Source organism: Butyrivibrio sp. MC2021 (genome assembly GCF_000621605.1).
In the GTDB taxonomy this organism is placed as follows: Bacteria; Bacillota; Clostridia; order Lachnospirales; family Lachnospiraceae; genus Butyrivibrio.
The window spans coordinates 24,684-39,369 of record NZ_JHXX01000019.1 but is presented as its reverse complement, the minus strand read 5'-3'; the positions used below and the strand labels follow the sequence as shown (position 1 = coordinate 39,369).

Genomic DNA, 14,686 nt, shown 5'->3' with positions numbered 1-14,686 from the left:
ATCCACCATTTGTCTTCATAATTAAATACTCCTATATCGTAGTTTTATACTACGATATAGGAGTATTTTTGTCAAGCACACATATCATAACTTCCAATTGCCAACTCATTAAAAGAGCTTGAGTCTGACGGACTTGTGGAGAGAAAGCAGTATGATGAGATGCCCGTAAGAGTAGAATACAATCTTACTGAGAAAACAAAAAGCCTCATCCCCATTCTCCTTGAACTGAAAAAATGGGGCGAGGACAATCTATAGTTTTAGCTATAGGTTTCAGCTCTTGCATACAGTGAATATTTATAGAGCATATCACCATCGCCATTTGCCCGGACACATGCTCCCAGTGTTTTTTTCATCATTTCATCCTGGGCCGCCACTTCAGAAGGAGTACCACAGACAACAATCTCTCCGCCATCCAGCACGCATATCCTATCGCTTATGGAAAAACTCATGGGAATATCATGTGATGCTATAAGGATTCCTGTCCCGGACTTTTTGAGATTCTCAAGTATTTTACATATATGCAGCTTGTGCGGAATATCAATGTCTGAAAGCGGCTCGTCCAAAAGCATATATCTGCTTTTTTGGGCAATAACCATCGCCAGATAAGAAAGCGTCCGCTCTCCTCCTGAGAGATCAGAAACCTTCTTCTGTCTGTAACTTTCAAGTCTTACCATTTTCAGCGCATCTTCAATTGCTGCTTTATCCTCAGCGTTTAATGTATGAGAAAAATCGCCAAACGAAAATCTACCATGTGAAATCAGCAGTGCAACACTCATATCTACAGGCAGAACCTGCTGTGGAAGAAATGAAATCATCCTTGCACGCTTTTTAGCGGGAAGTCTAGACACTTCTTTCTCGTCAATAAGTACATTCCCTCTATATTCAAGTTGTCCGTCAATTGTTTTTAAAAGTGTGGATTTTCCACTCCCATTGTTGCCAATAATTGATACTATCTCCGATGGTTTAAGGGCAAAACGATCAATATGAAGTTTTTGTACTCCGCCATATCCGGCAGTTAAGTTTGTGAGTTCTATCATCAGATCTGTCCTTTTACTTAATTCTCTTTTTTCGTGATATTATCATCAGGATAAAGAACGGGGCACCCAGGATTGACAGAATCATTCCCACTGGAAGTTCATAGGGATAGAATAAAGTCTTCGCTAGAGTATCTGCAAAAAGAACCAGTGCGCCGCCCCAGACTACACACAAAAGAACCTGCATTCTCGATCTTTCCGTCTCCATTCTTCTAACAAGATTGGGAATTATAAGTCCCACAAAGCTGATAAGTCCGCAACTGGTAACAGCAGCAGCGGACAAAAAAGCTGCCAGAAAAACACACAGATATCTGTAGGACCTAACTGAAAACCCCAGTCCCATCGCCATCTCATCACCAAGCTTAAACAGTTCCATTCCCGGTGCAAGAAACAGTGCGCCGAAAGTTCCGATAACTACACATATCGTTGTCAAAACTATGAGCGGCATTGGTATACTCTGAAGGGACCCCAGCTGAAAAGCCGCCTTATCCGATACAGAATCGGGTCTTAATGTAATTATCAGGTTTGTGAATGCGCTCATCATTGCAGAAACCGCAACACCGGACAGGATCATTGTACTCTTTCTGCTTCCTGAATAGACAGATATAAGAAGAACCAGAGCAATCGAAACAATCGCTCCGGCAAAAGAAAATGCCCCTCTTAACAAGGCGCTGCCGTGAAGCAGGCATGAACCCACCAGGGCAAAAAGCCCTGCTCCACTATTTATTCCCATAACACTGGGAGCAGCAAGCTGGTTGTTCAAGGCTTCCTGCATTAGAAGTCCGGCTACAGAAAGACCGATTCCGCAGAATATTCCTGCAACAGCTCTTGGAGCCCTCACCCCTGAAAGGATAAGAAATGCGGTTTCATCTGCACCTTCCCTGCCAGTCAGAGCCTGTAAGAAATCAATAAATGACAAGCTCGCATTTGAGCTAAACAAAGCCAGAACAATCGCCGTAACGAGCAGGAAAAGTCCCACAATCATCCACTTATTCTTTTTCCAAGATGTCCTTAACATATTTGTACGCTTCATCCCACCTAGCATTTGGTTTGTAGTTAAAAAGATCTTTAGGAAGAATTATCAGTTTATCCTCCTTTACAGCTCTAAGCTCTTTAAACACAGCCTGGCTTTCAAATTCATCAGCAAAACTCTGCGCTGCCTTATCGTCATCTCCCATAAATACAACAAATATATAGTCAGGATCCTGAAGCGCAATCTCCTCAATGCTTAAGTCATTAAGTGCACTGTCATCATCTGCAATATTGTAAAGGCACAGATCATCCATGATATTACATGCGAAATGATCCTTCTTTAATGCTTTAGTTTTTGTGGCAGAAGCCTTGATACAAAGATAAGATGTTCCTTCAAACTTATCCCCCACTTCCGAAACAATACTGTCTATCCTTTTCTTTACTTCTGTGACATTCTTTTGATAAAGGTCGTCTCTTCCATTCATTTCCGAAAACATGTAGATCACATTATCGTAATCCTCAAAAGAATCCACAGTTATTGCAATTGTATAAACTGATAACTTATCCAGCTCAGCCTTAAGCTGTTCATGTGCCGCCAGCTCTCCTGAAAGAAGAACCAGATCAGGCTTAAGTGACAGGATTGCTTCTGTGCTTGGTTTTGATATCGTTCCAACACTTTCAGCTCCATCACTCAAGCCGTCAAGCTCAAAGGCATCCTCGGTCACCCCTTTCAGTGTGCCGCCTGATATGAGCCACATGTCCGCTATAGATTTAGACAGCGCCACTACACATTCATAATTGCTTTTCTGTATGCCCACAGTGTCATCTTTTTCCTGGGAATTCTCCGCATAAGAAGATGCGCAGCCACTCATAAAAGTGGCTGCGATCATACATAACACACTGATTACTGCTATTTTTTTCTTAACCGCCATACTTAGCATAGTTTTTTCCGCCCCAATAGATTCTGTCATTCACTTCTGCCTTAGGTCCCAGTTCAACCCCTTCAAAGATCCATTTCTTGAATTCCTCAAATCCGGTCCTGTCTACTATGTAGCCGATATGCTCCTTGTGTTCAACAGCATTAGGGTCAATATATTCCTCAATATAGGCGTATGTGTTTTTGACCATCTTAAGGATGCTCTCTTCATCTGCCCACTTGATAAAGTCCTCAGCAAGCCTTGGATTCTTTTTTCCTGTCCTTCCAAGAAGAACCACCCTGAAATAGTGCTCCCTGCTTCTGGTCCAGGCCCTTGTGGGGCAGTAAACAACGCATACACCGCAGCCTATGCACTTGTCTGTATCCCTTACAACCTTGCCGTTTACCAACTGCAAAGCACCTACAGATCTTCTCTTACAGTAATCAACGCAGGCTCCGCAGGCAACGCATCTGTCCTTGTTGTACTGGGGCTCCGTCATTCCAATGATTCCAAAATCCGCCATCCTTACCTTGCCGCAGTCGTTAGAACATCCGGTAAAGGCAATCTTTACATGTCTGTCATTGGGGTAGATGTTGTTTTCCATCTTCTGGGCAAAGGCCGTAGTATCATAACAGCCAAAGGGACAGAGCCTCGCACCGGGACAGGCTATCACATTTCGAGTTCCGGATGAAGGATAGCCTTTACCCTTTTCCGGCTGGTTAATCCTGAGGGCATCAATAACCTCCTGCACCTCAGCATTAACTTTGTCGACGTCCTCCAGTTTTATCCCCGGAATCTCAATACCCTGTCTGTTAGTTATATTGATAACGCCAGTGCCGTACTTCTCTGCAATTTCCACAACCTTGGCCATGGAAGCAGAATCAATCACGCCACCCGGGATACGGATTCTTGAGGCAGTCTCACCTCTTACCTTTGAGTATCTGAATGCATTCTTTTTAAGCTTTCCTACATTAACATCTAAATTTGCCATATCACGCCTCCTTAATCCACAAAGTCTTTTGCAACTTCATAGCTGAACACAGGGCCATCAAGGCAGATGTAGTGATCATTTACACGGCAGTGACCGCACTTGCCAAGGCCACAGCACATCTTCCTCTCGTGTGATACAGTGATGTTTGCATCAGTAAATCCCTTTTTCTTGAGCTCTATTATAGTAAATTTCATCATTGGAGGCGGGCCTACCACAACGGCTCTGGCCTTTGAAGGTTCTTTCAAAGGAAGCCCCTCAATGTATTTGGTAACAAGTCCGATGTTACCCTGATAACCTTCAGGCGCCCCATCAACAGTAAGCGTGAGATTCAGCTTAGAATCCCAGGCCTTTAGGTCATCTCTAAAGAGCATGTCCTCCGGTGATCTGAAACCCGCAACAACATATTTATCCGATGCATCAGGCATATCGGAAAGAGCCTGGATAACGCCTCTTACGGGGGATACTCCGGTTCCGCCTGCAACAACTACAACTTCGCAGTCTCTATATAAGTCAACGTCAAAGCCATTTCCGTAGGGGCCTCTAAGAAGAAGTGACTGCCCTTCATATCGCTCAAATACTTCATTGGTAACCCTGCCAACGCGGCGGATTGTCAGGTCAACAAAATTCTCTCCGATGCCACTGACCGAAATAGGTGCCTCTCCGTACTTAGGAATTGAAACTTCAAAAAACTGTCCGGGCTTTACTTCGCCCTTAAACTCCATCCTGAAGGTATACTCCTTCTCGGTGTGCTTTATAACTTCCAGGATTTTAGATGAAAAAGGAAGATATGGATTCAGAGTATTCATGAGTTCACCTCCTTTTTAACCGCATCGTTTACCTTGTTTATGATATTGGAAAAAGAGATGTACTCAGGGCAGATGTCATCGCATCTTCCGCAGCCAACGCACATCTGATAGCCAAATCTCTTCTTGAAATCGGAGATCTTGTGAAGAACCTTAAACCTCATCCTCTCTCCGTTCTTTCTTCTGTACTGACCTCCTCCGGCCACATCGGTGTAGCCATCAACCATACAGGAAGCAGATACTCTTCTTCTCTCTCCGACCCTGCCGTTGTCTGAGTAAAAGACATCCTGCATCGTATAACATGTGCAGGTAGGGCAGACGAAGTTGCATCTTCCACAGTTAATGCACCTGGTGGTGTACTCATCCCACAGATCGTCAGTGATGATCCTGCCCGGTATCTCATCAGGGATCTCAACTTTAACTTCATTTTCTGTTACAAATCGCGGAGTTACATCAAGCTCTTTTGCTCCTGCAGCAGCTTTAAAGAAGCTATCAAATTCCTTATCAAGGACATTTGAATGAATCTCACCGTCAATCAGATCCACAGAAAAAGCATACCCTTCCTCAAATTTATTTGAGTCCATGGATACACAGAAGCAGTTATCATAAGAATGGCCGCAGCCGATAAGGACAGGCTTAATCAGGTCTCTGCGGCGCTTATAGAAGGGATCTTTTGCGAGGCCATTATCAAGATAGATCTGGTCAAGACGTTTTAATCCGTTCAGATCGCAGCTCCTGCCAAATATCAGCACTTTCTTTTCACAAAGATCTGCCTCTTTTACTTCCTCTTCAGTGAAATACAAAAGCGTCTCCGAAAGAGGCGTAAGAAACTCCTTTGACGCATAGTCTGACTTCTTCTCCAGCTCAATTTCAGATGCATCTTTTATCTCATCATAGATTACGCAGTCCACGTCAGTGAATCTGCCTGCGCCTTTTTTGAGGACCGGAGCAAAGATGCGGTAATCTTTAAGAAGAGCGCTGACTAGGTCAGAAAAGCTCTCCTTATTAAGTACATAGCCCATAAAAACCTCCTTCCAAATAATTGCTTTATGGCCTCTTGCCTTTCCCGAGCAACATCCTCAGGAAGTTTAGAAGTACATATCCAACCAGCATGGAGGTCAGGAATATCTGAAGACCTGACAGCTGGGTCAATGCAAAACCTGCGTTTTCATTTCCATGACCATTTAGGTACGCAGCCATCTTGTTTGTTGCCACTATCCCTATTGCCATCGGGAAAGTAAGCCCTGCGAATCCCGGAGTAAAATCAAATGAAAAGAAATCCGGGAGTTTGATGATAATAAACAAGAGTGATGCCAAAACGCAAAAATATAAAAAGTACAAAAGTACCTGATTAGGAGCTTCATATACATTTAACAGGCTCACCACACAGAGGCTGCAAGGCGCCAGCACAACCGGCATGGTGTGATAGACCTGCGGCTTAACCGGCACCTTGATGAGTCTTACTATCATTACCGGAATGAGAATCAGATATATGATTATGCCGTACACAGTTATCACTTTTAAAAGGCCTGTCATGTTCATGGCACCGCCCGTGACACAGGCCACCATGATTCCGTTATAAGTAACAAACCAGCTGGGCACGGTGGTATTCACATCTCTTTTCAGGATCACGTTTCTGATAGTGAAAATGCAGATATGAACTGCATGGATGATAATTGCTAAAAGCCATATCCATTTTCCAAATGCCATTCCTTTCTCAAAGAAGAAGCTGCCAAGGATCATGAGGCACATGGTAAATCCCGCATAGAGACTGCAGGGAACCGTCTGCTTGTACTCCTCTATGCATGTTGATGAGCAGAGAATGATTTTAAAGATATAAGCCAGCACAACAGCTGTAGCACATATCATTATCAGCACTCTAAACCATGTATAGCCCATACCTCCATACACATTTCCAAGCGTGAGCGTTCCCACAAAAGTCGGAAGAACAGGAACCGGAAGCTTCTTTAATCGCTCCTTCATCAGCACCTCCTTTCATCAAAGGTCATATGCAAATTCCAGATTGGTTCTCTCATGGAAAAAGTCTGAGTAGTCAATCTCAAACAGTGGCTTCTTAACCTTCCTTACGTCTATCTTTCTGGCGATCATCTGCTGAAGGACACCGCCATAAGCAAGATCTCCCTGCAAAAGAGCTCCAACAATAATTCCATCCTTGGAGACAACCTTTTTGTATACGCCGTCCTTGTCATAAACATCAACTCTGTAGGTATCGTCAGGCGGCGTTACTGTTCCCAGAGACATTGTGTGTATACCTAAAAAGCTCATGGTAGATTTGCTTGCGAAAAAGTCAGTCATCTTCTCTTTCTTGCCTGCCATGTTTGCCGCTGCCACCATTCCCTCTTTTACTGCAACAGGCCAGATAGGACTTGTACCTGACACATCACCTGCACCGTAAACATCAGGATCGGATGTCTTACCGGTCTCGTCGTATACCAGGCCGAACTTAGAAAGCTCAAGTCCTGAATCCTGCAGGAATTCAACGTTGGATCGGACACCGGCTGTAACCACGAAATAATCGCAGGGAAGGACTTTTCCATCGCTAAGCTCTATTTCGTAGATCTTTCCATCTTTTACATGAACTTCATTCACTCCAACGCCGTAATATTGCTCCACTCCGTTTTCCTTAAAGGCATCAATATAGGTCTTAGCTGCCCTCTCATCCAACTGCCTGTTGAGGAGCCAGCCTGCAAAATCAACCAGTGTAACCTTTACTCCCATGTGAAGATAACCGGTAGCACAGTCGATGCCAATTAGCCCTGATCCCAGAACCACAATATTCTTGGCGGTCTTTGGCACCTCTTTTAGCACTTCGATATCATCTATGTTCCTGAAGCCAATGTAGTTATCAGCTTCGGAAAGCCCCTTGATTGGAGGAATGAAGGTATGGGATCCCGTGGCAATAAGGAGCTTTCCATACTTAATTTCCTCATTCCCATCAAGAACCAAAATATGTTCCTTTGGACGGAGAGATATTGATTCTCTCCCTTTCATCCAGTTCACATCGTAAACTTTGTCAAAGTCTTTCTCTGCAAAGTTGAGCCTCTCAAGAGTTCTTTCCCCACACAGATACTGGTGGAGTATGCATCTTGAATAAATGTGCTCATCCTTGGAAACAAGAATGATCTCTCCATCCTTATCTATTTTCCTGAGTTCTCTTATGGCGTTAATTCCTGCGGCAGATGATCCAATAATTACGTATCTCATTCCTTCACCTCCTCAAGAGTTATTGCGTGCATAGGACACTTCTCAACACACATGGGCATAGGAGTTTTGCCGTCCTCGCTCCTGTGAACGCACATATTACATTTCATGATCTCTTTCTGATGAATGCTGTCATACTTAAGTATTCCGTATGGACAGGACATTATGCACATGTAGCAGCTTGCACACTGGTTCTTGTCATATTCAACAAACCCGGTATCAGGATTCTTGTGCATTGCACCGGTCATGCAGGTATATGTGCACTCGGGTCTGTTGCAGTGCCTGCAGAAAATTGGGGCAGGCGTGGTCTCGGAATCAATTACCACTCTGTTTCTGGCATCGCCGCTCTCCGTCTCGTGACTGACCACGCAGGCCGTCACACAGGTAAGGCATCCAATGCATTTATCTCGGTCAATCTTTATTCTATACATTTATCAGCCCTCCCTTGCGATCTTTTCAAATCTGCAGGTTCCGCCCTTGTAGTTAGGCTCCCTGGAATACTTGTCATAGCTGGACGGCGTCAGCGCATTGCATTCAATATAATGAATTGGCGCATAAAGCTCGCCGTACTGAACGTTGTCTGTTACCTTTACTGCAAATATTGCATCTTTTCCATTGGAAGAGAATACTCTTATCTCATCCATATCATGAATGTCATTTTCTTTAGCTAGCTGAGTATTCATATAAAGATAGGCTCTCTTTAAGGAAACGTCTTCAACAAACTTTACTTCCTTGGTCCTGCTCTGAGTGTGCCACTGACCAACAGAACCTCTTCCTGTGTTGAAAACAAGCGGGAACTTGTCAGTCACAGGAATCGGATTCTCAAGAGGTTCTTCATATATGAACTGCGCTTTACCTGATGGTGTAAAGAACTTACCGTCGGCATAGAGTCTTCTCTGCTCATCTGAAAGTTCTTTTTCATGACCTTCAGGATACGGCCACTGAATACCGTGCGAATCCGTCAGGTCATCCCAATGAATACCTGTGAAATCACATCCCTTTCCTCTTGAACATTCCCTGAGAAGATCGAAGCACTGTCTCGGGGTCTCCCATTTTGCTATAGCTTCTCCCATTCCAAGAGCCTTGGCTACTCCCAGGATGCACTCATAATCTGAGATCTCATTCTCGCCTCTGTCAAGGACTTTTCGCATCGCAGACAGGCGCCTCTCCATGTTGATATAGGTTCCTTCTTTTTTGATTCCGGGAACTACTGGGAAATAAACTGTGCAGTCCTCAGCGCTCTCTATTGTGTCGTAGATATCCTGAACCACAAACAACTCAAGTTTTTTTGCAGCCTCTGCAAAGGTCTCATTATTGGTCCAGCTGTGTCTTGGGTTGGTGCAGAGGATCCAAAGTCCCTTTATCTCTCCGGCATTGATGCCTTCTATGATCTTGTTATATGGAATCGTCGGCTTCTTCGCCATAAGCTCAGGCGTTATACCAACAATGTCGGCAATTCTCTTTCTCTCGGCCTCATCAGCAAAATCACCGCCTGCAAACAGACAGGTGGTATTGGAAAAGAGCCTTGAACCCATAGCATTGCACTGACCTGTTATAGAATTTCCGCCCGTACCAGGTTTACCGACATTTCCTGTCAGGAACGCCAGATTCATGATGGACTGGGCAGTTCTTACTGCCTCATATCCCTGGTTGACACCCATGGTCCACCAGAAGGAAACTGCTTTTCCGTTATGGATAAGTTCAAGGAGCTCTAAAATCTGATCTTCCGAAAGCCCTGTTGCCTTGCTTCCTCTCTCCAGAGTGAAATTCTTTACGAACTCCGCAAACCCTTCGTAGCCTTCAGTATGGTTATCAACGAAGTCATGATCCACATAGTCTTTTTCTATTATCAGATTTGCAAGTGTATACATAAGCGTAAGATCGCTTCTCCACTTCAGCGGATAGTGGTAGTCAGCGTTCCTTGCAGTCTCTGATTTTCGCGGATCAATGACAATTATCTTCGTGTCGGGAATCTTGTTGTTTCTTACTCGCTGCCAGATGATAGGATGCGCAACCACAGGATTTGCCCCTATGAATATGATCGTGTCAGAAAGTTCAAAGTCGTTAAGAGTATATCCGGGGGCATCATAGCCGAGAGTACCCTTGTGGGCAACAGCTGCTGATGCCATACAAAGTCTTGTATTTCCATCCACGTTGGTCTGAAGGAAATTTCTCATAACATGACCAAAGATGGCAAACTCTTCCAGAGTCAGCTGACCGGTGCTGATACCGGCTACACTCTCCCTGCCATATTTTTCCTGCAACTCCTTTAGTTTATCTGCAACATATTTAAAGCCCTCTTCCCAGGGTACCTCTTTAAAGCTTCCGTCAGCCTGCCTGATCTTCGGGAGCGCATTTGGCTTAACTGTTGTCTGCTGCTTGCTCAGGGATAATCCTTTGATACAGGAAAACCCATCATTGACGGGATATCCTTTCGTTGGAACTGTCTTGATGATTTTTCCATCTTCCACATAGAAATCCAGATTGCAGTCGATGGCACAAAAATTACACGTAGATTGAACCTTTTTGACCATTTACCTTCTCCTTTAGACATACTTGTCATAACTATAACCCACCAATCTAATCATAACATTTTAGTCATTCTTCGTGGGCGTTCAGTCGTTAATTTATAGATTATTTACAAACCAATATGGTATAATCAGTTTGTAGAAAATCTCCGAGCTTTTAAGCCTAAAAAGCTTTAGTCTTCATGGCTTTTAAGACGCAGACAAATACTCTGCCGGGGTGCAGATGGAAACAGAAGCGCCTTCCTTATTGAAAAGGAGAACATAATGAAAAAAGCTGATCTCAGAAGCCTTATTTTTATGGCTTTATGCTGCGATCTTGGTTTGTTTGCCAAAAAACTGATATCTCCCGCAGCAAATTTCATAACTGAATTTCTTCATATCCCGGGTGGTATTGCCACTAGCTTCTCCCTACTGTTTTTAGTCATAGCGGCTGCACTTATGCCATTTCCTTTCTGTGCTACAATCATGGGCATTGTCCAGAGCCTTCTTGCATTGTGTTTTGGAATGACCGGCAGCATGGGCGCTCTTGCGCCTATCGGCTACATCCTTCCTGGAATCATGATTGATCTGGTTTTCTTTTTAGCAGAGAAAACTTCCGGTCGACGCGATAATGGAATACTGATTTCGTCTATAATTGCTTCTATTACGGCTTGTCTTACCGCAAACTTCATTGTGTTCAAATTAAGTGGAATAGTTCTTTTTGTATATGCACTGGTTGCTACCACAAGCGGTTCCATCTGCGGGCTTTTGGGAGAGAAACTTATAGAAAGGCTCCACCCGGTCATCGGTCCAGATAAAGCCACCGCAAAAATACCATATAAAAACAAGGAGACAACATGAAGAAAAAAAGTATTGTTATCGTCATCATTCTGCTAGTAATTACCTGCATTGCATCTGTTTTCTATTTGAGGTCAAGAAATGATGCGCCAAAAGGGAATCTGGCTATTATTAATGGGGATAAAACAGTTCTCATTGACCCCTTTAGCGGGAGCCTGGTTTCAGTAAAGGGCGTTACCATAAATGCCAAGGGGCAGGAAAAGGATGTAGATGAGATCGGAATATCACTAAAGGATGCCATTTCAAAATCAGGACTTGATAAGGCCGGTTTCACAAAAGCCCGGGTTGTATCATCAGATGAATTTGCCGCTGAAATTTCTTTTGACGAAATAAACGAAGATGGTAAAGCTTATCTTGCAAAACAGCAGGAAGACGACGGAAGCACCAGTGCAAGACTGTATGTGTTCGGTGACAGCGACTCAAAACGTCAGGTGAAGAATGTTGTGAGGATTGAACTTTTAAATGAATGAGTTTGACGGAATTGTTTTGGCAGGCGGAAAAAGCAAAAGAATGGGAACGGACAAGTCAGAAATCATTCTTGATGGAAAGTCCTTCCTCCAGATACAGACAGATAAACTAATAGACCTTGGTGCCGGCAGGGTCTATGTTTCTGGTAAATCTTCTCCTATCCCATATGCCCACCACATAATGGATATAATACCTGACATGGGCCCACTGGGAGGTCTCTATTCCTGCTTTTTGGAATGTAACTGCAGCAATGCACTTGTACTCAGCGTTGATGTTCCGCTTATCTCAAGCCAAACATTGGAGAGCCTTCTAAAGAAGCATTTCTCCGGAAATTTTGATGCCACTATTCTGTCCCATGATGGTAAAGATGAGCCGCTCATCGCTGTTTACAAAACAGATACAACAGCTATTCTAGAGAAACTTATTGCACAAAAAAAGCTGGCAGTAAGAGCCTTTCTTGATAGGCTTACCTGCCAGCATTATGAGTTTATGGGTGATCATCAGGAGCTGATCAATTGTAATTCGAAGGATGATCTCCGTCTGCTTTCCATCCATAATGCAGAACCACATATCCTTAATATCATCTCCTGTTCCTTCAAAAATTGATACACATATTTCTGCATTTATTTAGATATCAGATAATGATACTTTTTGTTCTGAGTAAAGAGGAATGCCCAGGACAATATACATGAAGCCACTTCAGCCACAGCAACAGCTCCCCAGATGCCATTGCTTCTTCTAAAGTGTCTGCATATCCAATTAAGGTTCCATTAGAGTCTAGAACTTCATATTTACCGCCTGTTACTTTCTCCAAGTCCTTGTCGTCGAGTTTGTTCAGTTTTTCGTCGATAGTTGCCATCAACTCTTTATTGCTACTCATAATCTGTTAACTCCTTTCAGGTGCTTCTATTTTTTGATACGAATCAGTTTTAATTTGAGCTATGGTTTTTATATTACAATCTCCCGATTTGTCATCGAAAATAAAACTGAAATATTATACTACCATCAGCAATGTTCCGACTCCAATCAAGATACATCCTAAGATTGATTTTGCTGTAAACTGTTCATGCAGGAACACAAATGCAAGCACCAGCGTAATCACCACACTGAGCTTGTCTATAGGCACTACTTTGGAAGCTTCTCCCATCTGCAATGCTTTGTAATAACATAACCACGAAGCACCCGTAGCAAAACCTGAAAGAATAAGAAATATCCAGCTTCTTTTACCGATCGTTGATAAACCGTTCTGTGCATGAGTTATAAAAACCATAATCCAAGCCATTCCGACCACTACCACGGTTCGGATAGCCGTAGCCAGATTAGAATCAACCCCTTCAATTCCTATCTTTGCCAGTATTGATGTCAATGCTGCAAATATTGCCGATAACAGCGCAAATACGATCCACATATATCTAAAGCCTTCCCATCTTTATTTTCTTCCTACAAACGCCACTTTGATTAAAGCTCATGGTAATAAGGGTAGATGCTTTCATTATGCCCATCCATCCTTCATGCGAAATCCTTTGGTATTATTCCCACGGTCTCTCAGGATTACCCTCTTCAGAAGGATCCTTATATTCATATCTCAGCGGATCTTTTCCTATGTTTCTAAAATACTCTTTTATATCTTTTTCATGACCGATATCATTCGGCTCATAGAATGTCATATCTTTTATTGCATCCGGAAGATATTGCTGCTCTACCCAATGATTGGGATAATTGTGAGCGTATTTATATCCAACACCCCTTCCAAGCTTTGCGGCCCCTTTATATGAGGAATCCTGAAGATATGGAGGTATCGGGAGATTCCCGGTTTCTCTTACTGTCTGCAACACCTTCTCTATTCCGAGATAAGCCGCATTGGACTTAGGAGCTGAGGCAATATAGGTTGCTGCCTGGGCAAGGATGATTCTTCCTTCAGGCATTCCGACACGTTCAACTGCTATTGCTGCGGATGCTGCAACACATATAGCCATGGGATCAGCATTTCCAACTTCCTCAGATGCTGCAACCAGCATTCTCCTTGCAATGTACTTAACATCTTCACCTGCAGCAAGCATACGACCGAGATAATAAAGCGCTGCATCAGGATCTGATCCACACATGGACTCTATAAATGCTGCTATGGTGTCGTAATGATTATCTCCGGTCTTGTCATAGCGGATAGCTTTCTTTTGGATGCACTCCTCAGCTACTGCAAGGTCTACGTGGATCTTTGCATCTGCCGAGGGTTTTGTGGTGAGCACTGCCAGTTCTATTGCATTAAGTGCAGCCCTCGCATCACCATCAGCTATATCCGCAAGGAAGTCTGCCGCTTCATCTGTTATCTCTGCGTTGTACTGCTTTACACCCCTGTCAGATTCAAAAGCTCTTTTTATGAGGGTCAGGATGTTTTCTTTAGACAAAGGTTTGAGCTCAAATATCCTTGATCTTGATATAAGAGCCCCGTTCACTTCAAAGTATGGATTCTCAGTAGTAGCGCCTATCAGTATCAGTGTGCCATCTTCAACGTATGGAAGCAGGTAATCCTGCTGAGCCTTGTTAAATCTGTGTATCTCATCTATGAAAAGTATTGTCTTTCTTCCGTATCCACCAAGATTGTTCTTGGCTGTTTCAACTACAGACTCCATATCTTTTTTACCGGCTATCGTAGCATTGACCTGATGGAAGTCTGCCGAGGTAGTATTGGCAATCACTTTTGCAAGGGTTGTCTTTCCTACCCCGGGAGGTCCATACAGGATTATCGAACTAAGTCTGTCTGCCTTGATAGCACGATAAAGCAGCTTGTCTTCACCTATTATATCTTCCTGTCCCACAACTTCATCAAGTGTCTGTGGACGCATTCTTGCAGCTAAAGGCGCTTCTTTTTCTTTTCTGCCCTCAGCCATATATTCAAAGAGATCCATATCAGCAT

The 14,686-nt window shown here is 43.5% G+C and carries 17 protein-coding genes and 1 riboswitch; of the genes, 4 read left to right on the top strand and 13 right to left on the bottom strand.

Annotated elements, in window-relative coordinates; translation table 11 throughout:
- Positions 1-96: 96 nt before the first annotated feature.
- Positions 97-255: a winged helix-turn-helix transcriptional regulator gene (locus T359_RS23390; protein ID WP_081749011.1), complete on the top strand. Its 159-nt coding sequence runs from the start codon at positions 97-99 to the stop codon at positions 253-255.
- A 2-nt stretch (positions 256-257) separates the two neighbouring features.
- Here T359_RS23390 and T359_RS0116480 read toward each other — a convergent pair whose 3' ends face one another.
- From T359_RS0116480 to T359_RS0116435, 10 genes are read right to left on the bottom strand one after another with little or no spacing between them, the layout of a single operon-like run.
- Positions 258-1,037 (bottom strand): ABC transporter ATP-binding protein, encoded by a 780-nt coding sequence (locus tag T359_RS0116480; RefSeq protein ID WP_024865504.1) that lies wholly within the window; start codon positions 1,035-1,037, stop codon positions 258-260.
- 13 nt (positions 1,038-1,050) lie between these two features.
- Complete coding sequence (locus T359_RS0116475) at positions 1,051-2,052, bottom strand: FecCD family ABC transporter permease (protein ID WP_026518394.1); 1,002 nt, start codon at positions 2,050-2,052, stop codon at positions 1,051-1,053.
- Positions 2,024-2,947 carry an ABC transporter substrate-binding protein gene (locus T359_RS0116470; protein WP_022766784.1) on the bottom strand — a complete coding sequence of 308 codons (924 nt, stop codon included), beginning with the start codon at positions 2,945-2,947 and terminating at the stop codon, positions 2,024-2,026. The genes T359_RS0116475 and T359_RS0116470 overlap by 29 nt, the downstream gene beginning before the upstream one ends.
- Positions 2,928-3,914 carry a sulfite reductase subunit C gene (asrC, locus tag T359_RS0116465; RefSeq protein WP_022766785.1) on the bottom strand — a complete coding sequence of 329 codons (987 nt, stop codon included), beginning with the start codon at positions 3,912-3,914 and terminating at the stop codon, positions 2,928-2,930. Before asrC ends, T359_RS0116470 begins: the two co-directional genes overlap by 20 nt.
- A gap of 11 nt (positions 3,915-3,925) precedes the next feature.
- Positions 3,926-4,720 carry an anaerobic sulfite reductase subunit AsrB gene (gene asrB / locus T359_RS0116460; RefSeq protein WP_022766786.1) on the bottom strand — a complete coding sequence of 265 codons (795 nt, stop codon included), beginning with the start codon at positions 4,718-4,720 and terminating at the stop codon, positions 3,926-3,928.
- On the bottom strand, positions 4,717-5,739 hold the full coding sequence (gene asrA / locus T359_RS0116455; protein WP_022766787.1) for an anaerobic sulfite reductase subunit AsrA: 1,023 nt from the start codon (positions 5,737-5,739) through the stop codon (positions 4,717-4,719). Before asrA ends, asrB begins: the two co-directional genes overlap by 4 nt.
- A 25-nt stretch (positions 5,740-5,764) precedes the next feature.
- Positions 5,765-6,700, bottom strand: coding sequence for a TDT family transporter (locus T359_RS0116450; protein ID WP_026518392.1), 936 nt, complete (start codon positions 6,698-6,700; stop codon positions 5,765-5,767).
- A gap of 15 nt (positions 6,701-6,715) precedes the next feature.
- A complete protein-coding gene (locus T359_RS0116445) occupies positions 6,716-7,942 on the bottom strand; it encodes an NAD(P)/FAD-dependent oxidoreductase (RefSeq protein ID WP_024865501.1) in 1,227 nt (408 codons plus the stop codon).
- Entirely contained in the window at positions 7,939-8,370 is a 432-nt protein-coding gene (locus T359_RS0116440) for a 4Fe-4S dicluster domain-containing protein (RefSeq protein WP_022766790.1), read from the bottom strand. Before T359_RS0116440 ends, T359_RS0116445 begins: the two co-directional genes overlap by 4 nt.
- Before the next feature lie 3 nt (positions 8,371-8,373).
- On the bottom strand, positions 8,374-10,473 hold the full coding sequence (locus T359_RS0116435; protein ID WP_022766791.1) for a molybdopterin oxidoreductase family protein: 2,100 nt from the start codon (positions 10,471-10,473) through the stop codon (positions 8,374-8,376).
- A gap of 129 nt (positions 10,474-10,602) precedes the next feature.
- A riboswitch (molybdenum cofactor riboswitch) is annotated at positions 10,603-10,741 on the top strand.
- Here T359_RS0116435 and T359_RS22590 point away from each other — a divergent pair.
- The 3 genes from T359_RS22590 (at position 10,732) to mobA (ending at position 12,378) form a co-directional block, all read left to right on the top strand.
- A complete protein-coding gene (locus T359_RS22590) occupies positions 10,732-11,307 on the top strand; it encodes a hypothetical protein (RefSeq protein ID WP_024865499.1) in 576 nt (191 codons plus the stop codon). It overlaps the preceding riboswitch by 10 nt.
- Positions 11,304-11,774, top strand: coding sequence for a hypothetical protein (locus T359_RS0116425; protein ID WP_022766793.1), 471 nt, complete (start codon positions 11,304-11,306; stop codon positions 11,772-11,774). Before T359_RS22590 ends, T359_RS0116425 begins: the two co-directional genes overlap by 4 nt.
- The gene (gene mobA, locus T359_RS0116420) at positions 11,767-12,378 is read left to right on the top strand and encodes a molybdenum cofactor guanylyltransferase (RefSeq protein ID WP_026518391.1); all 612 of its coding nucleotides are present in this window, start codon (positions 11,767-11,769) and stop codon (positions 12,376-12,378) included. The genes T359_RS0116425 and mobA overlap by 8 nt, the downstream gene beginning before the upstream one ends.
- 28 nt (positions 12,379-12,406) lie before the next feature.
- On the opposite strand, the gene T359_RS0116415 is transcribed toward mobA, so the two are convergent.
- From T359_RS0116415 to T359_RS20830, 3 genes are all read right to left on the bottom strand, one after another.
- Positions 12,407-12,652 (bottom strand): hypothetical protein, encoded by a 246-nt coding sequence (locus T359_RS0116415; RefSeq protein ID WP_022766795.1) that lies wholly within the window; start codon positions 12,650-12,652, stop codon positions 12,407-12,409.
- A 114-nt stretch (positions 12,653-12,766) separates the two neighbouring features.
- Positions 12,767-13,180, bottom strand: coding sequence for an EamA family transporter (locus T359_RS0116410; RefSeq protein ID WP_026518390.1), 414 nt, complete (start codon positions 13,178-13,180; stop codon positions 12,767-12,769).
- A 121-nt stretch (positions 13,181-13,301) separates the two neighbouring features.
- A complete protein-coding gene (locus T359_RS20830; protein ID WP_035784785.1) occupies positions 13,302-14,678 on the bottom strand; it encodes a replication-associated recombination protein A in 1,377 nt (458 codons plus the stop codon).
- Positions 14,679-14,686 lie beyond the last annotated feature (8 nt).